Source organism: Phytomonospora sp. NPDC050363 (genome assembly GCF_040655735.1).
In the GTDB taxonomy this organism is placed as follows: Bacteria; Actinomycetota; Actinomycetes; order Mycobacteriales; family Micromonosporaceae; genus Phytomonospora.
This window is the reverse complement of sequence record NZ_JBFAKK010000006.1, coordinates 13,483-33,015: the sequence shown is the minus strand read 5'-3', so window position 1 is coordinate 33,015 and position 19,533 is coordinate 13,483. Positions and strand designations below refer to the sequence as shown.

Annotated in this window: 23 protein-coding genes; 16 read left to right on the top strand and 7 right to left on the bottom strand. The window is 71.0% G+C overall.

Annotated features, from left to right (window positions below; genetic code table 11):
- Positions 1 to 29: 29 nt before the first annotated feature.
- Positions 30 to 299 carry a ribbon-helix-helix domain-containing protein gene (locus AB0I28_RS17480; RefSeq protein WP_357494352.1) on the top strand — a complete coding sequence of 90 codons (270 nt, stop codon included), beginning with the start codon at positions 30 to 32 and terminating at the stop codon, positions 297 to 299.
- On the top strand, positions 296 to 691 hold the full coding sequence (locus AB0I28_RS17475; protein ID WP_357494350.1) for a hypothetical protein: 396 nt from the start codon (positions 296 to 298) through the stop codon (positions 689 to 691). The genes AB0I28_RS17480 and AB0I28_RS17475 overlap by 4 nt, the downstream gene beginning before the upstream one ends.
- Here AB0I28_RS17475 and AB0I28_RS17470 read toward each other — a convergent pair.
- On the bottom strand, positions 688 to 1,068 hold the full coding sequence (locus tag AB0I28_RS17470; RefSeq protein ID WP_357494349.1) for a hotdog domain-containing protein: 381 nt from the start codon (positions 1,066 to 1,068) through the stop codon (positions 688 to 690). The genes AB0I28_RS17475 and AB0I28_RS17470 overlap by 4 nt on opposite strands.
- Before the next feature lie 47 nt (positions 1,069 to 1,115).
- Here AB0I28_RS17470 and AB0I28_RS17465 point away from each other — a divergent pair, with 47 nt between their 5' ends.
- On the top strand, positions 1,116 to 1,883 hold the full coding sequence (locus AB0I28_RS17465; protein ID WP_357494347.1) for a Sir2 family NAD-dependent protein deacetylase: 768 nt from the start codon (positions 1,116 to 1,118) through the stop codon (positions 1,881 to 1,883).
- A 12-nt stretch (positions 1,884 to 1,895) separates the two neighbouring features.
- Complete coding sequence (locus AB0I28_RS17460) at positions 1,896 to 2,927, top strand: phosphatase PAP2 family protein (protein ID WP_357494345.1); 1,032 nt, start codon at positions 1,896 to 1,898, stop codon at positions 2,925 to 2,927.
- Here the strand turns inward: AB0I28_RS17460 and AB0I28_RS17455 are convergent.
- Genes AB0I28_RS17455 through AB0I28_RS17445 form a run of 3 tightly spaced genes read right to left on the bottom strand, consistent with a single transcriptional unit; the run spans position 2,854 to position 4,908 of the window.
- A complete protein-coding gene (locus tag AB0I28_RS17455; protein WP_357494343.1) occupies positions 2,854 to 4,185 on the bottom strand; it encodes a PH domain-containing protein in 1,332 nt (443 codons plus the stop codon). The genes AB0I28_RS17460 and AB0I28_RS17455 overlap by 74 nt on opposite strands.
- The gene (locus AB0I28_RS17450; protein WP_357494341.1) at positions 4,182 to 4,679 is read right to left on the bottom strand and encodes a PH domain-containing protein; all 498 of its coding nucleotides are present in this window, start codon (positions 4,677 to 4,679) and stop codon (positions 4,182 to 4,184) included. Before AB0I28_RS17450 ends, AB0I28_RS17455 begins: the two co-directional genes overlap by 4 nt.
- 22 nt (positions 4,680 to 4,701) lie before the next feature.
- A complete protein-coding gene (locus AB0I28_RS17445; RefSeq protein ID WP_357494339.1) occupies positions 4,702 to 4,908 on the bottom strand; it encodes a hypothetical protein in 207 nt (68 codons plus the stop codon).
- 197 nt (positions 4,909 to 5,105) lie between these two features.
- Here AB0I28_RS17445 and AB0I28_RS17440 point away from each other — a divergent pair, with 197 nt between their 5' ends.
- From AB0I28_RS17440 to AB0I28_RS17415, 6 genes are all read left to right on the top strand, one after another.
- On the top strand, positions 5,106 to 6,185 hold the full coding sequence (locus tag AB0I28_RS17440; protein WP_357495122.1) for a MoxR family ATPase: 1,080 nt from the start codon (positions 5,106 to 5,108) through the stop codon (positions 6,183 to 6,185).
- Between the two features lie 55 nt (positions 6,186 to 6,240).
- Positions 6,241 to 7,179 (top strand): DUF58 domain-containing protein, encoded by a 939-nt coding sequence (locus AB0I28_RS17435; RefSeq protein WP_357495120.1) that lies wholly within the window; start codon positions 6,241 to 6,243, stop codon positions 7,177 to 7,179.
- Positions 7,176 to 8,126 (top strand): VWA domain-containing protein, encoded by a 951-nt coding sequence (locus AB0I28_RS17430; RefSeq protein WP_357494337.1) that lies wholly within the window; start codon positions 7,176 to 7,178, stop codon positions 8,124 to 8,126. The genes AB0I28_RS17435 and AB0I28_RS17430 overlap by 4 nt, the downstream gene beginning before the upstream one ends.
- 94 nt (positions 8,127 to 8,220) lie before the next feature.
- Positions 8,221 to 8,925: a 3-oxoacyl-ACP reductase FabG gene (gene fabG / locus AB0I28_RS17425; protein ID WP_357494335.1), complete on the top strand. Its 705-nt coding sequence runs from the start codon at positions 8,221 to 8,223 to the stop codon at positions 8,923 to 8,925.
- Positions 8,926 to 9,013: 88 nt separating this feature from the next.
- Entirely contained in the window at positions 9,014 to 9,781 is a 768-nt protein-coding gene (gene fabI / locus AB0I28_RS17420) for an enoyl-ACP reductase FabI (protein WP_357494333.1), read from the top strand.
- Entirely contained in the window at positions 9,781 to 10,800 is a 1,020-nt protein-coding gene (locus tag AB0I28_RS17415) for a ferrochelatase (protein ID WP_357494331.1), read from the top strand. Before fabI ends, AB0I28_RS17415 begins: the two co-directional genes overlap by 1 nt.
- 57 nt (positions 10,801 to 10,857) lie before the next feature.
- Here AB0I28_RS17415 and AB0I28_RS17410 read toward each other — a convergent pair whose 3' ends face one another.
- Together AB0I28_RS17410 and AB0I28_RS17405 are read right to left on the bottom strand one after the other, a co-directional pair.
- The gene (locus AB0I28_RS17410) at positions 10,858 to 11,352 is read right to left on the bottom strand and encodes a GNAT family N-acetyltransferase (RefSeq protein WP_357494329.1); all 495 of its coding nucleotides are present in this window, start codon (positions 11,350 to 11,352) and stop codon (positions 10,858 to 10,860) included.
- A 61-nt stretch (positions 11,353 to 11,413) separates the two neighbouring features.
- Positions 11,414 to 12,211: a hypothetical protein gene (locus tag AB0I28_RS17405; RefSeq protein WP_357494327.1), complete on the bottom strand. Its 798-nt coding sequence runs from the start codon at positions 12,209 to 12,211 to the stop codon at positions 11,414 to 11,416.
- Between the two features lie 100 nt (positions 12,212 to 12,311).
- Between AB0I28_RS17405 and AB0I28_RS17400 the strand changes: the two genes are divergently transcribed.
- From AB0I28_RS17400 to AB0I28_RS17390, 3 genes are read left to right on the top strand one after another with little or no spacing between them, the layout of a single operon-like run.
- Complete coding sequence (locus tag AB0I28_RS17400; RefSeq protein WP_357494325.1) at positions 12,312 to 12,746, top strand: NfeD family protein; 435 nt, start codon at positions 12,312 to 12,314, stop codon at positions 12,744 to 12,746.
- Complete coding sequence (locus AB0I28_RS17395; protein WP_357494323.1) at positions 12,743 to 13,825, top strand: SPFH domain-containing protein; 1,083 nt, start codon at positions 12,743 to 12,745, stop codon at positions 13,823 to 13,825. Before AB0I28_RS17400 ends, AB0I28_RS17395 begins: the two co-directional genes overlap by 4 nt.
- A gap of 11 nt (positions 13,826 to 13,836) precedes the next feature.
- Complete coding sequence (locus tag AB0I28_RS17390; RefSeq protein WP_357495118.1) at positions 13,837 to 14,655, top strand: RNA methyltransferase; 819 nt, start codon at positions 13,837 to 13,839, stop codon at positions 14,653 to 14,655.
- On the opposite strand, the gene AB0I28_RS17385 is transcribed toward AB0I28_RS17390, so the two are convergent.
- Positions 14,656 to 15,615: a BadF/BadG/BcrA/BcrD ATPase family protein gene (locus AB0I28_RS17385; protein ID WP_357494322.1), complete on the bottom strand. Its 960-nt coding sequence runs from the start codon at positions 15,613 to 15,615 to the stop codon at positions 14,656 to 14,658.
- 147 nt (positions 15,616 to 15,762) lie between these two features.
- Here AB0I28_RS17385 and ngcE point away from each other — a divergent pair, with 147 nt between their 5' ends.
- The 3 genes from ngcE (at position 15,763) to AB0I28_RS17370 (ending at position 19,515) form a co-directional block, all read left to right on the top strand.
- Entirely contained in the window at positions 15,763 to 17,196 is a 1,434-nt protein-coding gene (ngcE, locus tag AB0I28_RS17380; RefSeq protein WP_357494320.1) for an N-acetylglucosamine/diacetylchitobiose ABC transporter substrate-binding protein, read from the top strand.
- A gap of 534 nt (positions 17,197 to 17,730) precedes the next feature.
- Entirely contained in the window at positions 17,731 to 18,705 is a 975-nt protein-coding gene (locus AB0I28_RS17375; RefSeq protein ID WP_357494318.1) for a MurR/RpiR family transcriptional regulator, read from the top strand.
- Between the two features lie 57 nt (positions 18,706 to 18,762).
- A complete protein-coding gene (locus AB0I28_RS17370) occupies positions 18,763 to 19,515 on the top strand; it encodes an SIS domain-containing protein (RefSeq protein ID WP_357494316.1) in 753 nt (250 codons plus the stop codon).
- Positions 19,516 to 19,533: the final 18 nt, after the last annotated feature.

The window sequence follows — 19,533 nt, the reverse complement described above, 5'->3', positions numbered from 1 at the left end:
ACGAGTATGCGTGGACTACCGTGTCCGGTATGCAGAGCAACAGTCAGCGGATAACCGTGACGATGCCGGCCGATCAGGCCGATCAGCTCAAGAGGCTCGTCGACGCCGGCGGCGCGGACTCGGTGTCCTCCTACGTCGCCGAGGCGGTCAAGTCCCGCCTCGACCGCGACCAGGGCCTGGCCGACCTGCGCGACCTGTTCGACCGCAAGGGCACCGGGCCCGGCGCCGAGCACCTGGCGTGGGCGAGGGAACTCCTGGGCGTGGACGAGGCCGGCGACCCCCAGGGTGCCGTGTCGTGATCGGGGGCCGCATCCTCGACTCCTCGGCCATCATCGGCTTCGCCGCCAGCCGTCCCTACCCCCAGGCCGTCGTGTGGACCGCCGTGGAACAGGGCATGGTCCTGGCCGTGCCCTCCGGCGCGCTCACCGCCGCCTGGTCGCACGCGCCCCGCCGCGACCGCGACGCCCTCACCGTCCTGCTCGGCCTGCCCGTCACGGTCATCCTCGACCTCGACCACCGCGCCGCCAAGGACATCGGCCTGTTGCTGTCACGCACCAAACAGCACGGCAACCTCTCCTCGGGACACGTCGCCTGGTGCGCGCAGAGACGCCGCGGCTGGCCCGTCGTCACCGGCGAGCCCCAGGCACTGCTCGAAATGGACTCCTCGCTGGAGATCGACCGCCTGCCCTAGGCCAGCGCCTTCGCGACGAACTTCTCCCGGTCGACCACGACACGCTCGACGGTGCCCTCGGCCACGACCTCGACGCCGTCGGAGACGCGCACGGAGAACACCAGCCGGCGTCCTTCGGCCGACTCGACCCGCGCGGTGGCCCACACACGCCCCCCGACGGGTGTGGGTGCCAGGTGCGTCAACTCCACGCGCGTGCCCACGCTCGTGCGGCCCGGCCCCAGGCGGCCCACCGTGACCGCGACGCACGCCGCCTCGGCCAGGGCCACCACCTTGGGCGTGGCCAGAACCGGCACGTCCCCCGACCCCAGCGCCTGGGCGGTGTCGGCTTCGGTGACCCTCAACTCCACGCCCGACTCCTGGCCCGCAACGATTTCCATGCCCACCAGCCTAAAGGAGGCGCGCGCCCGCCCGGTAGCGTCGCGGCATGACCACGAGCGCCTTCGCCAGGCTGCTGGCGGCCGCACCCGCGGTGTGCGTCCTGACCGGCGCCGGGATCTCCACCGACTCCGGCATCCCCGACTACCGGGGCCCACAGGGGGTGTGGACGAAGGATCCCGACGCCGCCAAGTACGTCACCCTCGACACCTACCTCGCCGACCCGCAACTGCGCCGCGAGTCGTGGCTGCGCCGCCGCGACCACCCCGCCTGGGACGCCGAACCCAACGCCGCCCACGCCGCGCTGGTCGCCCTCGAAAAGCGCGGACAGCTCGCCGCGATCATCACCCAGAACATCGACGGCCTCCACCAGAAGGCCGGCAGCGACCCGGCCAAGGTCATCGAGATCCACGGGACGATCTTCGGTGTGGAGTGCATGACCTGCCGGCAGCGGACCACGATGCGCTCGGCCCTCGACCGCGTCGCCGGCGGCGAGGCCGACCCGGCCTGCCTGGAATGCGGCGGCATCCTCAAGTCGGCGACGATCTCCTTCGGGCAAAACCTCGACACCGAAGTCCTGCGCGCCTCGGTCGAGGCCGTCCGCGCCGCCGACCTGCTGGTCACCATCGGCACCTCCCTGACCGTCCACCCCGCCGCCGGGCTCGTCGACGTCGCCTTGAACGCCGGGTCGCGCGTCGTGATCTGCAACGCTGAACCCACCCCGTACGATGCGGTGGCGCACGCGGTGGTGCGCGATCCGATCGGCGAGGCGCTGCCCTCGGTGGTCGCGGAAACCGAAATCGACGAGCAGCCCTGAGGGTGGATGCGCATGACGGCCGACAGCGGTGAGACGACCGGGACGATGAGCATCGCCAAACGGCGCGCCATCGGCGTCACGGCGTGGATCGCGGCGTTCGTGGCCTACAGCTTCGCGCTGGGCCTGCCGACGACCGACCCCGTGCTGGCGTTTCTGTGGCTGTGGGCGCTGACCTACGCCTGGAACAGCCACTACCCGGCCCGGCGGCACCTGCGCTTCCTGCGCGACTGGCTGCCGATGATCCTGCTGCTGCAGGTCTACAACGTCTCCCGCGGTTTCGCCGACGACGGCTTCGTGCCCCACGCCGCCGAACTCATCGCCTTCGACGCCTGGATGTTCGGCGGGCACGTGCCCACCGTGTGGCTCCAGGAGCACCTCTACGACCCCGCCCACGTCCAGTGGTGGGACGTCGTGGTCAGCGTCGTCTACTTCTCGCACTTCGTGGCCGCCCTCATCGTGGCCGTCCTGCTGTGGCTGCGCGACCGCCCGCAGTGGGGCCGCTTCACCCGCCGCTGGTTCTTCCTGATGTTCTTCGGCCTGCTGACCTACTTCCTCTACCCGGCCGCGCCCCCCTGGTGGGCCGCCAAGTACGGGATGATCGAGCCCATCGCGCGCATCTCCACCCGCGGCTGGGACCTCGTCGGGCTCCACGGCGCCGGGAACATGCTCAACAAGGCCCAGATCGGGCTGTCCAACCCCGTCGCGGCGATGCCATCACTGCACACCGCCTTCGCCCTACTGGTCGTGGCGTTCTTCTTCCCGAAGGTCCGCAAGATGTGGATCCCGGTCCTGGTCGTCTACCCCCTGGCCATGACCTTCACCCTCGTCTACAGCGGCGAGCACTGGATCATCGACGTGCTGGTCGGGTGGGTGTACGTGGCGATCACGTTCGCGGTGGTTGGCGGGGCCGAGAAGTGGTGGGCCCGCCGCAAGCGACGCAAGGCCGAGGCCGCCGGGCCGGATCCCGAGGTCAGTCCTGAGCGGGAGGACGAGGAGTCCGTGAACGCCGGATCAGGTCCTTCGCCAGCGTCACCGCCTCGCTGACGTCGCGGTGGCGCGCCGCCGAGCGCACCGACATGCCCCCGGCGAGGTCGACGTGGACGGTGGCCAGGCGCAGCGCCCGCTGCCAGCGTCCCTGCGTCACGCGCACGCTCAGGATCCGCTCGTAGGGGATGAACGCCTCCGAGCCGGTCCAGCGGCCCGAGCGGACCGCGTAGACGTCCCCGGTCAGGCTCACGCCGAAAAACCGCCACCGCAGCGGCGCGCGCCAGCGCGCCCGGGACGGCAGGCCGCGGTACACGACGTCGTCGATGTCGACACCGGGGAGCACCTCGCCGGTGATCAGGCGGGCCTCGTCGCGGGTGCCGACCGGCAGGAGACTGCGGCCGGTGAAGGCCTCCGCACCGGCGCCGGTGGTCGAGTAGGCCGCCGAGGCGACGTGCGCGCGAACCCAGCCCGCCGGGCGCCACAGCAGCGGCGAGCGCACGGTGACGGCCGTGACGCGGCGCAGGGGGAGGGTCTGCTGGCGTTGTTCGATGAGGCCGTGGCGGATGCGCAGGCCGTCGGCGGTGACCTTGCCGGTGAAGCCGTAGTTGACGAAGGCCTCTTTGACGGGCTGGAAGATGATGCCGGCCACGGCGGTGATGACGCCGGCCAGGCCGAGCAGGGTCAGGTCGGGGTCGACGGCGAACAGCCAGATGGTGACGGCCACGGCGATGGGGAGGAACAGGATCTGGGGGGTGATCAGCTGGGCGACGAGCAGGCGTCTGGCCGGGACGGTGACCACGGCGGTCTCGGCGACGGGCGGCGCCTCGGCGTCGGGATCGGTGTCGGTGTCTTGGGGTTCGGGCCGGTCGTGGGTGCCCGAGGCGGCGAGCAGGTCGCGGCGCAGCTGGCGGGCGCGGGGGAGGGTCAGATACGACAGGGGTGCCTCGGTCTTGGATCCGCCGGCGACTTCGAGGCGCAGTTCGGCCAGGCCGAACAGGCGCGCCAGGAGGGGACGGACGACGTCGACGGCCTGGAGGCGCGCGACGGGGATGGTGCGGCGGCTGCGGGTCAGGATGCCGTCGGCGATGCGCAGTTCGTCGTCGGTGACCTCGTAGCCGGTGACGAACCAGCCGATCCACGACCACGCCAGGCCCAAGACGCCGAACGCGGCGACGATCATCGCTCCGCGCGACACGCCGAGCTGGGCGAAGCCCTGCCAGGAGATCGCGGCGATGACGAACCAGAAGCTGCGCACGCCTTTGATCAGGGGGGTGAGGGGGTGCAGGCGGTCCATGCCCGCGGCGGCGGGTTTCACAGGCCCTCCGTGCGGGCGCCGGACACGTCGGCGAGGCGGTCGCGCAGGGCGGTGGCCTCGTCGGGTGCCAGGCCGGGGACGGTGGCGTCGGTGGTGGCCGCGGCGGTGTGGAGTTTGACGGTGGTCAGGCCGAACACGCGGGAGGCGGGGTCGGCGGTCAAGTCGAGGTACTGGAGCCGTCCGTAGGGGACGATCGAGAGTCGGCGGGTCCAGATGCCGTGGCGGATCAGCAGGTGCTCGTCGGCCTCGGCGTAGGCCCACACGCGTACGGCGCGCACGATGGCGATGACGCGCGAGACGATCAGGACGGCGGCCAGGACGCCGGCCAGGAGCGCGAAGCGCGCCCCCCACCACCAGGCCGACAAGACCACCGCCAGGGCGGTGGCGGGTATCGCGCCGAGGGCGAGGTTGATCAGACGGACCCACACCAGGCGCGGGTCGACCGGGCGCCAGTCGACTTCGCCGTCCATGCCGTTCCAGATCGGGTGCTCCACACCGCGAGCCTAGTCATGGCCTTCAGGGCGTGAAGGCCTCGACCTCGAGAGGGAAGCCGCGGGCGCGCAGGAACTCGCCGAGGGTGTCGCGGTGGGTGTCGCAGGCGAGCCAGGTCTTCACCCGCGCGGCGTCGTGGATCTTCGGGTTGCGCCAGTTGAGGGCCCAGACCGCGACACGCCGGCAGCCGCGTGCCGAGCACACGGGGGCGGGTTCTTCGAGGGGGAGCATCACCGCAGAGCCTAGAACAGTCGCGGTGGGCGTGGAGACGTCGGGCGGCCACGGGGGAAGCCGCCCGACGTGAGGCTCATGTTACAGGTGTCACCTCAGGGGTTGTCCAGACCCGGGCGCGTAAAAGTTCGCCGCTCGCCGATGGTCGTTAGGATCGTCGGCGACGGGTGTTGGAGGTGCAGGTGGCTACCGAGGCCATGACGAACGACGAGGCGGGTCGAACGACCCCCGCGCAGGACGCGGCTTCCCTGGAGAGGGCGCTGTTCGAGGTCAAGAAGGTGATCGTCGGGCAGGACCGGATGATCGAGCGGATGTTCGTGTCGCTGCTGGCCAGGGGCCACTGCCTGCTGGAGGGTGTGCCCGGTGTGGCCAAGACCCTCGCGGTGGAGACCCTGGCGCGGGTGGTCGGCGGGACGTTCAGCCGGATCCAGTTCACCCCCGACCTGGTCCCCTCCGACGTGGTGGGCACCCGGATCTACCGGCAGTCGAGCGAGAAGTTCGACGTCGAGCTGGGGCCGGTGTTCGTGAACTTCCTGCTCGCCGACGAGATCAACCGGGCACCGGCGAAGGTGCAGTCGGCGCTGCTGGAGGTCATGGCCGAGGCGCACGTGTCGATCGGCGGTGACACCCACTCGGTGCCCGACCCGTTCTTGGTGATGGCCACGCAGAACCCGATCGAGCAGGAGGGCGTCTACCCGCTGCCCGAGGCGCAGCGCGACCGCTTCCTCCTCAAGATCATGGTCGGTTACCCCACCGACTCCGAGGAGCGCGAGATCGTCTACCGAATGGGCGTCAAGGCGCCCGAGCCGGAGCCGGTCTTCACCCCCGACGACGTCCGCCGGCTCCAGGGCAAGGCCGACGAGGTCTTCGTCCACAACGCGCTGGTCGACTACGCCGTGCGGCTGGTCATGGCCACCCGCAAACCCGCCGAGTACGGCCTGGCCTCCGCCGCGGGCCTCATCCAGTACGGCGCCAGCCCGCGCGCGTCGCTGGGCATCGTGCGCGCCACCAGGGCACTGGCGCTCCTGCGCGGCCGCGACTACGCGCTGCCCCAAGACCTCCAGGACATCGCGCCCGACATCCTGCGCCACCGGCTCGTGCTGTCCTACGACGCGCTCGCCGACGGCGTCCCGGCCGAGGAGATCGTCAGCATGGTCCTGGCGACCGTGCCGGCGCCGACCGTCGCGCCCCGCCAGGACGCCAACGCGCGGCCGGTGGCCGCCAAGGCGGCCACCGGCTGGGTCGGGCCGGGCGAACCCGCCGGACGGCCCTTGTGACCGGCGCGGGCGGTAGCGCCGCATGAGCCGCGCGGGACTGTCGGTGTTCGGCCGGATGCGCCGCGACGACTCCGGTGGGCATCCGGCCGCCGGGCCGGGCGGGCGCGACGAGTTCGTGCTGGCCAAACTGCAGCTGCTGATCACCAACAAACTCGACGGGCTCCTCCACGGCGACTACCTGGGCCTGCTGCCCGGCGCCGGCAGCGAACCCGGCGAGTCCCGCGAGTACCGGCCCGGCGACGACGTGCGCCGCATGGACTGGCCCGTGACCGCGCGGACCACCCACCCGCACGTGCGCACCACCATCGCCGACCGCGAACTCGAGACGTGGCTGGCCGTCGACATGTCGGCAAGCCTCGACTTCGGCACCGCGCGCTGCCTCAAACGCGACCTCGCCCTGGCGGCGGTGGCGGCCATGGCGCACCTGACCGTGCGCGGCGGCAACCGCATCGGCGCGGTCGTGGGCACCGGCGGCACGCCCCGGCGCATCCCGGCCATGCCGGGACGCAAAGGCGCCCAGGTCCTGCTCAAGAAGGTCCACGACACCCCGCGCGCCGGCGCCGGCGGCCGCACCGACCTCGCCGCGCTCGTCGACACCCTCAACAGGCCCCCGCGCAGGCGGGGCCTGGCCGTGGTCGTGTCGGACTTCCTGGCCGCCGACGGCTGGCAGAAGCCGCTGCGCAAGCTCGGCGTGCGCCACGACCTGCTGGCCATCGAGATCGTCGACCCGCGCGAACTCGAACTCCCCGACGTCGGCGTCCTCGAACTCGTCGATCCCGAGACCGGCGCCGTGCACGAAATCCAGACCGCTGACGCGCGCCTGCGCGAACGCTACAAACAGGCCGCCGCCGCGCAGCGCGCCACCATCGCCGCGGCCCTGCGCCGAGCCGGTGCGGGCCACCTGCGCCTGCGCACCGACTCCGACTGGCTGCTCGACATCGTGCGCTTCGTGGCCGCCCGCCGCCACGCACGCACCGGAGGGACCACCCGATGATCCGTCTGCTTCAACCCATCTGGCTGCTGGCACTGCTTCCCGTGCTGGCGCTGGCGGGCGCCTACATCTGGGCCCAGCGCAGACGCCGCGTCACCGCCGTGCGCTTCTCCAACCTCGAACTCCTGCGCGACATCGCCCCCAAGGGCCTCGGCTGGCGCCGCCACGCCGCCGCCGGGGTGCTCCTGGCGGCCCTGGCCGTCCTGGCCGTGGGCATGACCAGGCCCTCGGTCGACATCCAGGAACCCAACGAGCGCGCCACGGTCGTCTTGGCCATGGACGTCTCACTGTCGATGATGGCCGACGACGTCGCCCCCACCAGGATGGAGGCCGCCAAGGAGGCGGCCAAGAAGTTCGTCACCGGACTGCCCCAGAACTTCAACGTCGGCCTGGTCTCCTTCGCCAAGACCGCCAACGTCGTGGTCTCCCCGACCAAGGACCGCGCCCAGATGTCGACGGCCATCGACGGACTCGAAATGGCCGCCGCCACCGCCACCGGCGAGGCCGTCTTCGCCGCGCTCCAGGCCATCCAGTCGGTCCCGCCCGAAGGCGCCCAGGGCCTGGCACCGGCCAGGATCGTGCTGCTGTCCGACGGCTACCGCACCGCCGGCCGCTTCGTCGAAGAGGCCTCCGCGGCGGCCCTGGCCGCCAACGTGCCGGTCTCCACGATCGCCTTCGGCACCGACGACGGCGTCGTGGAGATCGAGGGCCAGACCACCAAGGTCCCCGTCGACCGCAAGGCGCTCGCCCAGCTCGCCGAGGACACCGAGGGCCGCTACTACGAGGCCGTCTCCGGCGACGAGCTCAGCGAGGTCTACGCCGACATGGGCTCCTCGATCGGCTACCGGACGGTGGCCCGAGAGATCGCGCAGTGGTTCATCGGGATAGGCCTGGTCGCCGCCATCGCCGCGGCCGCGATGAGTCTACTGTGGACTTCTCGCATTCCGTGACGTGTCCGTACGGGTGGGGGCGGCGGCTGATCGGCCCCCATCGCGTACGATCATCGCCGACCGTCTGAGGCCACAACACCGAGGAGAATCCGCCGTGCCTAGAACCGTCCTCGTCACCGGCGGAAACCGCGGCATCGGACTGGCCATCGCCCAGGCGTTCGCCAAGCAGGGCGACACCGTGGCCGTGACGCATCGGGGCAGCGGGGCACCCGACGGCCTCTTCGGCGTCGAATGCGACATCACCGACGGCGCGGCCGTCGACGCCGCGTTCACCAGCGTGGAGAAGGAGCTCGGCCCCGTCGAGGTCCTGATCGCCAACGCCGGGATCACTGACGACACCCTGCTGCTGCGCATGAGCGAGGACCAGTTCACCAGCGTCGTCGACACCAACCTCACCGGCGCCTGGCGCTGCGCGAAGCGGGCCTCGTCGAAGATGCTGCGCGCCAAGTGGGGCCGGATGATCTTCATCTCTTCGGTCTCGGGCCTCTACGGCAACGCAGGTCAGACCAACTACGCCGCCAGCAAGGCCGGACTGGTCGGCATGGCCCGCTCGATCACCCGTGAACTGGGCAGCCGCAACATCACCGCCAACGTCGTCGCTCCCGGCTTCGTCGAGACCGACATGACCGCGGCACTGCCCGAAGCCCAGCGCGACGGGTTCCTCAAAGCCATTCCCGCCGCTCGTTTCGGGCGCACCGACGAGATCGCCTCGGCGGTGTGCTGGCTCGCCGGCGACGCCGCCGGTTACGTCTCCGGCGCGGTTATTCCTGTCGACGGTGGCCTCGGGATGGGCCACTAGCCGCGCACCCCCATACTGACTGCGTAGGCGGCAGGTGGGCGAAGACCCCCTTGCTTCGCCGAAAAACGACCGTACGAAGGGAACACACGTGACCGGGATGCTTGAAGGTAAGCGTCTGCTTGTGACCGGCCTGATCACAGAGCAATCGCTGGCATTCGGGGTGGCCAAGCTCGCCCAGCAACACGGTGCCCAGGTGATCCTCACCGGGTTCGGCCGGATGTCCCTCGTCGAGCGGATCGCCAAACGGCTGCCCGCGCCCGCCCCCGTGCTCGAACTCGACGTGACCGACGCCGAGCAACTCGACTCCCTCGCCGAGCGGGTCAAAGAGCACACCGACGGCCTCGACGGGGTCCTGCACTCCATCGCCTACGCGCCGCCCAGCGCCCTCGGCGGCGGGTTCCTCACCGCCCCGTGGGAGGACGTCGCCACCGCCCTGCACGTCTCGGCGTTCTCGTTCAAGTCCCTGGCCATGGCCACCCTGCCGCTGCTGAGTCAGGGCGCGGGCATCGTCGGCCTGGACTTCGACGCCTCCAAGGCGTGGCCGGTCTACGACTGGATGGGCGTGTCGAAGGCGACCCTGGAGTCCACCTGCCGCTACCTCGCGCGCGACTTCGGTCCCAAGGGGATCCGGGTCAACCTCGTGGCGGCGGGACCGGTGCGCACCCTGGCAGCCAAGTCCATTCCGGGTTTCGAGGCCTTCGAGGAGGCCTGGACGGGCCGCGCCCCTCTCGGCTGGAACCTCACCGACTCCGAACCGGTCGCCAAGGCCTGCCTCGCCCTGCTCTCCGACTGGTTCCCGGCCACCACCGGCGAGATCGTCCACGTGGATGGCGGGTTTCACGCGGTTGGGGTCTGATGACCTACGACGCTTTGCTCCTGGTCTCCTTCGGGGGACCCGAGGGGCCCGACGACGTACTCCCGTTCCTGCGTAACGTCACGCGGGGACGGGGTGTCCCCGACGACCGCCTCACCGAGGTCGCCGAACACTACTACCACTTCGGCGGCGTCTCGCCGATCAACGCCCAGTGCCGGGCGCTGATCGCGGCGCTGCGCGGAGAACTGTCCGTCCACAACCTGCACCTGCCGGTCTACTGGGGCAACCGCAACTGGCCGCCGATGCTGGTCGAGGCGCTCCAGCGCATGCGCGCCGACGGGATCAAGCGGGCACTGGCCTTCGTGACCAGCGCCTACGGGTCCTACTCGTCGTGCCGGCAGTACCTCGACGACATCGCCGCGGCCCGCGCCGCGGTGGGCGTCGACGCGCCCATCGTCGACAAGATCCGCCACTACTTCGACCACCCGGGCTTCATCGCGCCCTTCGTGGACGGCGTCAAGGCGGCCCTGCCGCGCATGCCGGCCAACACGCGCCTGGTGTTCACCTCCCACTCGATCCCCACGTCGATGAACGAGGTGTCGGGACCCGCCGGGGCCCGCTACACCGAGCAGCACGCCGAGGTCGCCCGGATCGTGGCCGAGGCCGCCGCGCCCGGCCTCGACTACGACCTGGTGTGGCAGTCGCGGTCGGGCACACCGGAGTCCTCGTGGCTCGAACCGGATGTCAACGACCACCTCGCCAAACTCGCCGACGGCGGAACCGAGGGCGTGATCGTGGTGCCCATCGGCTTCACCTCCGACCACCTGGAAGTGATCTGGGACCTCGACAACGAGGCCGCCAAGACCGCCGAGCAGCACGGCATGGCCTTCACCCGGGTGCCGACGCCCGGCACGCACCCGGCTTTCGTGTCGATGGTGCGCGAACTGATCGCCGAGCGCACCCAGGGAGCCCCCGCACAGCACCTCGGCAAGATCGCGACCTTCGACAACACCCCCGACGGCTGCTGCCCCGCGCGGCGGCCGCCACTGCCCTCACGATGACGACGCGGCCCGGGTCGCACACCGACCCGGGCCGATCATCTTTTCGGCGGTATACCCCTAAACGGTGAACTCGCGCAGGTCGCGAACGAACGTCAAGGCGGGCCGGCCCCGAAACTCGGTCACACCGTCGCGCTGGAAACCGTTGCGTTCGAGGACCGCCCGCGAAGCGGTGTTGGTCAGCGTCGTCCCGGCCCGCAGCGACGTCAGGCCGTAGTCGCGCGCCGCCCGCCCGAACAACTCGGCGACCGCGGCGGTGGCCAGGCCGCGCCCGGTGGCCTTCTCGGCGAGCCGGAAACCCAACTCGGCCTGACCGTCGGCGACGTCGACGAGATTGAAGCGGCCGAGGATCGAGCCGTCGTCGTCGACCAGGACGTGGAAGAAGCACACGCCCTCGGCCTGCTCGGCCAGCAGCGCGGCGAGCCGCTCGTCGAACTCGGCGAAGTAGGCGTCACCCCGGTCCGGGATCGTCGCGGCGAAGAAGTCGCGGTTGTCGAGTTCGAAGGCCAGCAGCGCGGAGACGTGGCCGGCGTCGAGGAGCTGGAGTTCGGGCATGACCAGAACCTAACCGACGTGTCGAGCGGATTTCGGCCGCTCGGCTGAGCCGGTCGGCGCCTCAGCCGAGGGTGGAGTTGCAGGCCGCGGTGAGCGCCTGACGGCAGGCTGCGCCCAAAGGGCGCAGGGCGGCGTCGCGGGCTCCGGCCTCGTGAACGTTGACCGCACCGCCGGGGGCGTCGCCGTCGGCGATGGCCAGGACGCGTTCGAGGACGCCGGCGCGCGCGTAGAGGCGGCGGGCCCGCTGGTCGTATCCGGGCGGCAGGTCCATGCCGTGCTCGCTGCGGCGCAGCTGGGTCAGGGCGACGCCGAGTTCGGGGCGCCAGCGCGCGACGTCGAGGGCCACGAGCTGCCCGGTGGCGGTGTGCAGCGCTTCGGCGAGTTCGGCCTCGGCCTCACCGGGTGAGACCGGTGGGACGGGTTTGACCGGTCCGCACTCGTAGACGCGCCAGGTGACCGACTGCCACTGGTCGCCCGAGCCGGAGACGTGAGTGGTGATCTCGGGGACGAGGCCGACGGTTCCGGCGATGACGGCCTCGCCGGTGCCCAGCGCGGCGGCGGTGAAGGGGCCTTTGACGGGCAGGCCGCGGGGGTCGCCGGGCGCGGGGAGGATCAGGCGGATGTCGTCGGGGTGGATGCGGGAGAACAGGGCGGGAGCCTCGGCGAGGGAGACCGGGTGCCAGCTGTCGGGCAGGTCGGCCACCACGTGTTCGATGTCGTCACCCCCGTCGATCTCTTCGACGACGGCGTCGACGACCGCGTCGTAGGGGACGAGTCCGGTGCGCCAGGAGCGCAGCCACGGCACCAATCGCGCCGACGGGCGGATCGTCAATCCAGAGTGGGGGGACGCTACCGGCATCTGCCCAACTTAACCTCTCGGGCGCCCGAGGGTGGTGTGAGGAGATCGCCGATGGCGGGCCAGGTGGGCGAGACGAGCGCGAACATGCCAGGATTTACGGATGGCCCCCTTCATCTGGCTGATCATCGCGGTCCTGCTGGCCGTCGCCGAGATGTTCGCGCTCTCCTTCGTGCTGATCATGCTCGCCGCCGGTGCGCTGGCGGCCGCCGGCGCCGCGGCGCTGGGCGCCGACCCGTTCGTCCAGGTCGGGGTCTTCTCGGTGGTGTCGGCGTTCGCTCTCTTCGTGGTCCGTCCATTCGCCAAGAGGATGATGAACGACCGGACCGGTCCCGACGCCGATATCGGACTGGCCGCATTGGAAGGTTCGCCGGCGCTGGTGCTGGAGACCGTCGACGACCAGCACGGTCTGGTCAAGATCGGCGGGGAAGAATGGACCGCGCGGGTCTATGAGGACGGGCAGATCCTCGAAGCCGGTGAGCGCGTCCACGTCGTGGAGATCAGAGGTGCAACCGCAATGGTATGGAGGCAACAGTGAGTGACGCCGGCCAGATAGTCGTCTGGCTCTTCCTCGCCGTGATCGGCCTGTTCGTGGTCGTGACGCTGGCGAAGTCGATCCGGATCGTGCCGCAGCAGCAGGCCTATGTGATCGAGCGGCTCGGCCGCTACAAGAAGACCCTCGGGGCGGGCCTGAACTTCCTGGTGCCCTTCGTCGACGCGGTGCGGGCGAAGGTGGATCTGCGCGAGCGGGTCGTCAGCTTCCCTCCGCAGCCGGTGATCACCTCCGACAACCTGGTCGTATCCATCGACACGGTCTTGTACTACCAGGTCACCAACCCGACCGACGCGACCTACTCGATCGAGAACTACCTTCAGGGCGTCGAGCAGCTGACGGTGACGACGCTGCGCAACGTGGTCGGCTCGCTCGACCTGGAGAAGGCCCTGACCAGCCGCGACGACATCAACCGCGTGCTGCGCGGTGTCCTCGACGAGGCGACCGGCAAGTGGGGCCTGAAGGTCACGCGGGTCGAGATCAAGGCGATCGAGCCGCCGCCGAGCATCCGCGACTCCATGGAGAAGCAGATGCGCGCCGAGCGGGACCGCCGTGCGGCGATCTTGAACGCCGAGGGCGTCAAGCAGTCGCAGATCCTGTCGGCCGAAGGCGAGCAGCAGGCGGCGGTCCTGCGCGCGCAGGGTGAGCGCCAGGCGCGTGTCCTGCAGGCCGACGGTCAGGCCAAGGCCATCAAGCAGGTCTTCGAGGCGATCCACGCCGCCAAGCCCGACGAGAAGCTGCTGGCCTACCAGTACCTGCAGACACTTCCGCAGATCGCCAACAGCCCGTCGAACAAGATCTGGATCATCCCGGCCGAGCTGACCCGGGCACTGGAGTCGTTCTCCGGCGCGCTGGGCAACTTCGGTGGAGCCGGCGGTGGTGAGGACAAGCCCGCCGAGTCCGACGAGACGGCCGACAACGACAGCGGCGACAGCGAGCGCGCCATCGAGGCCTCGGCGGTGCCGATGGCCTCGACGGGTCTGCTCAAGCCGCCGGCCACGGCCGACCCGGTCCACCCGGCCCCGGCCCCGGCTGCGGCCGCCGAAGAAGGCGAACGGAAATAGTCACTCCGCTCATCGCCGAGCCGGTCACCGTCTCCACGGATGACCGGCTCGGCGACTACCAGGCACTCACCGACGTCGCGCTGCGCACCAGGTTCGAGCAGCCCCACGGGCTGTTCATCGCCGAAGGGGAGCTGGTGATCCGGCGGGCGCTGCGCGCGGGATACCGGATGCGCTCGCTGCTCGTCGACACCAAACGCGTCGGGCAGGTCGCCGACCTCGCCGCGCATCCGGGCGCCGAGGGCGCGCCGGTCTACGCGGCGAGCCAGGAGGTGCTGGAGTCCGTCACCGGGTTCCACGTGCACCGGGGCGTGCTCGCCTCGTTCCATCGCAAACCGGCGCGGGGTGCCGCCGAGGTGCTGGCGGGGGCGCGGCGGGTGATCATCTGCGAGGACTTGAACAACCACACCAACATCGGGGCGCTGTTTCGGGGCGCGGCGGGGCTGGGGATGGACGCGGTGCTGCTGTCGCCGACGTGCGCCGATCCGCTGTACCGGCGGGCGGTGCGGGTGAGCATGGGCGAGGTGTTCGCGGTGCCTTACGCGACGCTGGGGCCGTGGCCGCAGGCTCTCGACGAGGTGCGCGCGGCGGGGTTCACGGTGCTGGCGCTGACTCCGGCCGAGGACGCGCTGCCGATGCAGCGGCTGACGGCGGCGCAGCGTGACCGGGCGGCGCTGCTGTTCGGCGCGGAGGGTCCGGGCCTGACGGGTGCGGCGATGGGCGCGTCGGACGTGCGGGTGCGGATCCCGATGCGCGGGGGAGTGGACTCCCTCAACGTCGCCGCGGCCGCGGCGGTGGCCTGCTGGGAGCTGACCCGCGACGACCCGGTGTGATCAGGCGCCGGTGAAGGCCTTGTGGGCCGCTTCGGGGTCGGCGAGGTAGGGCAGCGCGGCCAGCCAGGCCGCCCCGGCGGCGCCGTCGCGGGCGGTGTGGATCGTGGCGGTGGGGAACAGTTCGGCAAGGCGGGCGCGGACGCTCGCGCCGACGGGTGTCCCCGCGGTGAGCAGGCTCCCGCCGAGGACGATGGGCGTGTCGGCGCTGTCGTCGCGGATCGAGGCGATCGTCGCCGACAGCAGGCGCGCGGCCTCGTCGAGGATCGCGGTGGCCTGCGGGTCGCCGGCCCCCGCGGCGGCGGTGACCAGCGGGGCGTAGGCGGCCAGTTCGAGGGGCGGGCGGCGGGCGAGGACGTCGACGAGTTCGCGGATGGCGGGGCGGCGCGGGTGCGGCCACGCCTCGGCGATGACGGCCTCGGCGAGCGGGCCGGTGGGCAGGAACCCGTCGACGGCTTTCAGCGCGGTGCGGGCGGCTTGGCGGCCGAGCCAGAATCCGGAGCCCTCGTCGCCGAGGAGCCAGCCGTAGCCGTCGGCGCGGCGGGTGAGGCGGCGTTGTTCGACGGCGGCGGCGATGGCGCCGGTCCCGCCGATGGCGACGGTGCCGTCGGGGGTAGGTGTGGCCGCGGCGAACGCGACGGTGAGGTCGATGTCGACGGCGAACGGCGCGTCGAGTCCCAGGGCGGTCCACAAGTGATCGAGGCGTGCGCGGTTGCCGGGCTCCTCGTAGGGCTGGCCGCCGGCCAGGCCGAGGTGACCGGCGCGGACCCTTGCCGGGTCGGTGTCGCCGAGGGCTTCGCGGGCGGCCGCGCCGATCGCGGCGATGGACGCCTCGACGCCGTGGGAGGTGGGGTTACCGCCGCCCGCCCGGCCGGTTCCGGCGGGGGTTCCGTCCATTGTGGCCAGCAGGGCGCGGGTGGAGGTGCCGCCGATGTCGAAGCCGAGCACGAGGTCCTTGCGCATCGGGCGATCGTACGCGCGGAGGATGCCCCGGACTGTTCGGCGGGTGTCGACGAGGAGGCCGTGTGTGTACGTTGGGCCGCTGTCAGGGTAATTTACCCTCCCAGTCTTGAAAATTTGTCACACGGTGACGCCCGAAGGAGACCGTCGGTGCCCCCGAAACCGTCGTCAGGCAGTACCCGTCGTCAGATCCTCCGCCGCGGCGCGGCCGCGGCCGTGGCCGCCGGACCGGCCGCGGGCCTGCTCGCCGGCTGTTCGCCCGCCGAAGAGGAGGCCTCGGCGCCGCTGCCGCTGAGCAACACCGGCGGCCCGTCGAACCCCTTCAACGTCGACGGCGAGCGCGCCCTCGACGTGGTGATCTTCAACGGCGGCTACAGCGACCGCTACGCGGCCGAAGGCCATGAGGTCATCTATCACAACCGATACCCCGAGGCGCCGATCCAGCACATCGCGGTCACCCAGATCAGCGAGCAGCTCAACCCGCTGCTGGTCGCCGGCCGCCCGCCCGACGTCGTCAACAACTCCGGTGCCCACCAGGTCCCCGCCGACGAGCTGTTCCGCGACGGGCACCTGACCGACCTGACGCTGCTGCTCGACGCGCCGTCCTTCGACGATCCCGACGTCAAGGTCCGCGACACGCTGCGCCCGGGGATCATCCCCGACGGCTCGCTCGGCCTGAAAGGCCAAGAGCGCATGCACCTGCTCTACTACGGCTACACCGCCTTCGGTCTTTGGTACAACAAGACCCTCTTCGACGACCGCGGCTGGGAGGTGCCGGCGAGCTGGCCGGAGTTCACCGACCTGTGCGGCCGTATCCGCGGCCAGGGCATCTCACCGCTGATCTTCCAGGGCCAGTACCCGTACTACCTGCTCGAACCGTTCATGACCCTGGCGGTGCGCCACGGCGGCATCGGCGTCGCCCGCGCCATCGACGAGCTCGAACCCGGCTCCTGGGACAATGACTCCGTGCGGATGGCGGCCCAGGCCCTCTACGATCTCGGCGAGTCCGGCTACGTCCACAACAAGGCCGTCTCGGCCTCCCACACCGAGGCCCAGGACCTGTGGAACGCCGACGAGGCCGCCTTCATCCCTTGCGGCACGTGGCTGGAGAACGAGCAGCGCGACAAGACCCCGCCCGACTTCGAGATGCAGATCATGGCCATGCCCCCGCTGGAGGGCAGTGTCTCCCCGGGAACGGTCTGCGCCAGCGGTACCGAGGCCTTCATCGTCCCGGCGCTGGCCCGCAACCGCGCCGGGGGCCTTGAATATCTGCGCATGATGCTGTCGAAAGAGGGCGCCAAGCAGTTCACCAGCCGGGTGTCGTCGCTGACGTGCGTCGCCGGCGCCGAGGAGGGCCTCGACGCCCCTGGCGTGCGCTCCACCAACGAGCTGCTCAAGACGGCCGGTAAGGACGTCTACGCGTTCTACTTCGACAAGCGCTACCGGGCTTTCGCCGACAAGACCGTCGGCCCCGCCATTCGCGAGCTGCTGTCGAACGCCCGGCGGCCCGACGACTTCGTCCGCGACATGCAGAAGGCCACCGACGCCCTCCGCAAGAGCGGCGCCAAGCAGAGCATCGCCTAGGGCGACGGCCCTCGCCGGGTCGGCGGGGGCCGTTTTTGTGCCCGGAGGCCCCAGAGCCCCCGGACCCGTGGGTAACAACAGTGCCGACGGGGGAATCCCCGGCCGGTGCCGGTCGCGCGCGCACGGCCGCCGTGGCCGCCGCGCGGGGCCACCTCGGCTTCGCGGCGAGGTCGTCGGGGATCAGGCTGGCCGCGGTCACGCCGATGCCGGCCGTCGAGGGCCCTCAGACCATGAGCGTCCCGCCGCCCCCGACGCTTTGGTAACTCCTATTTTCGCCGAGGACAGTGCCGCGTAAGCCATCCCCTACTTCCCGCTGCCGTGGTCGGCGCCCCTTCGGGCTCGGTAATCGTTTCGCCCACGGACGGGCCCTGCAGGTCAGCTCATCGTGACGAGATCTTTAACGCACTGTTACGAAAAGTCTCGGCTCTGAAAAGATTTGCCGCCCGCTATTGACGATCGGCTCCAGAAGGTAAAAGTTCTTCTCAAGCCACGACGCGCTCAACGTCACCGGCGCGGCGCAAAGGAGCGTTGGGAATGACCGAGCACGACACCGAAGCGGGTCCGGCCGCCACGGCCGAAGACTCCGCCGGCGGAGTGCTGGTCCGTATCCGCACCGCTCAGCACGAGCTCACCGGGGCCTTGCGCAAAGTCGCCGAACAGGTGCTCGCCGACCCCGCCGGCGCGGCCCGCAGCACCATCGTCGAGCTGGCCGAACGCTCCGGAACCTCACCGGCGACGATCACCCGTTTCTGCCGCGCGCTCGGCTTCGACGGCTACGCCGCGCTGCGGGTGGCCATCGCCACGGCCAGTGGCCGCGCGGCCGCCTCGAATGGCTGGACGGTCGACATCGGCCGCGAGATCTCGCCGCAGGACCCGCTCGATCTCGTCTTGGGAAACATTCTCGCCGCCGGCGTGGCCAGCCTCCAGGACACCGCCGCGCTGATCGACATCGCCGCGGTGGCCAGTGCCGCCGACGCCATCAGTCACGCCGGCCGCGTCGACGTCTACGGCATCGGCGGCAGCGCCCTGGTCGGCGCCGAACTGCAGTCGGGGCTGCACCGCATCGGCATCCCGATCTGGGCCTGGCGCGAAGTCCACGACGGGCTGACCAGCGCGGCCCTGCTCGGCGACGGCGACGTGGCCATCGCGGTGTCGCACTCGGGCTCGACGGTCGAGACGATCGAGATGCTGGCCGAGGCCTCCAGTCACGGCGCGCTGACCATCGCGGTGACCAGCTACCTCGCCGCGCCGATCACCGACGTCGCCGACATCGTGCTGACCACCTGCACCCAGGCGCGCAGCTTCCGCGCCGACGTGCTGGCCGCCCGCCACTCCCAGCTGCTGGTCCTCGACCTGCTCTACGTGGCCGTCGCCCAGCGCACCTTCCGGCGCACCAACACGTTCTTCGCCTCCACCTCACGGGCGGTCGCGGCGCACCGCACCGACCGGGCGCTGGGCGCCGATCCGCCGGCGCAGGAGATCACGGCCCCCGCGCCGAACAACTCTTAGGTATCTGTACCGTTTAGCGACCCGCGCCACATCCCGAAGAGAAGAGGAGCCCGGCCCATGAGCGTCGACGCCAACGCCTACGTCGAGGCACTCAACAAGGTGCTGGCCACCGTCACCGCAACCCAGGGCGACAACGTCGCCCGGGCCGCCGACCTGATCGCGGCCTCGCTGAGCGCCGACGGTGTCCTGCAGGTCTTCGGGACCGGCCACTCCGAGGCCCTGGCGATGGAACTGGCCGGCCGCGCCGGCGGGTTCGTCCCCACCAACCGCGTCGCCCTGCGCGACCTGGTCCTCCTCGGCGGCCACGACGCCGCCATCCTCGACGGGGGCCTCCTCGAACGCGACCCGGCCTACGCCCGCGAGCTCTACAGCCTCGCCGGCGCCGCCGAGGGCGACGTGTTCGTCGTCGCCTCGCAGTCGGGGATCAACGGCTCCATCGTCGAGTTCGCGCTCACCGTGAAAGAGCACGGCCACCCGCTGATCGCGATCACGTCCACCGACCACAGTGCCCGGGTTCCACCGCGGCACCCCTCGGGCAAGCGGCTGCTCGACATCGCCGACGTAGTGCTCGACAACTGCGCTCCGTACGGCGACGCGCTACTGCCCATGCCCACCGGCGGCGCGGTCTGCGCCGCCTCCTCCATCAGCGCGGCGCTGCTCGCGCAGATGGTCGTCGCCGAGGTCGTGCGGCGACAGCTCGACGGCGGTGAGGTGCCACCCGTGTACCTCTCCGCGAACGTTCCCGAAGGGGACGCCCACAACAACACCCTCGAGTCGCGGTACGCCGGACGCATCCGGCGCACCGCGTGACCCGAACCCAGGAGAGAC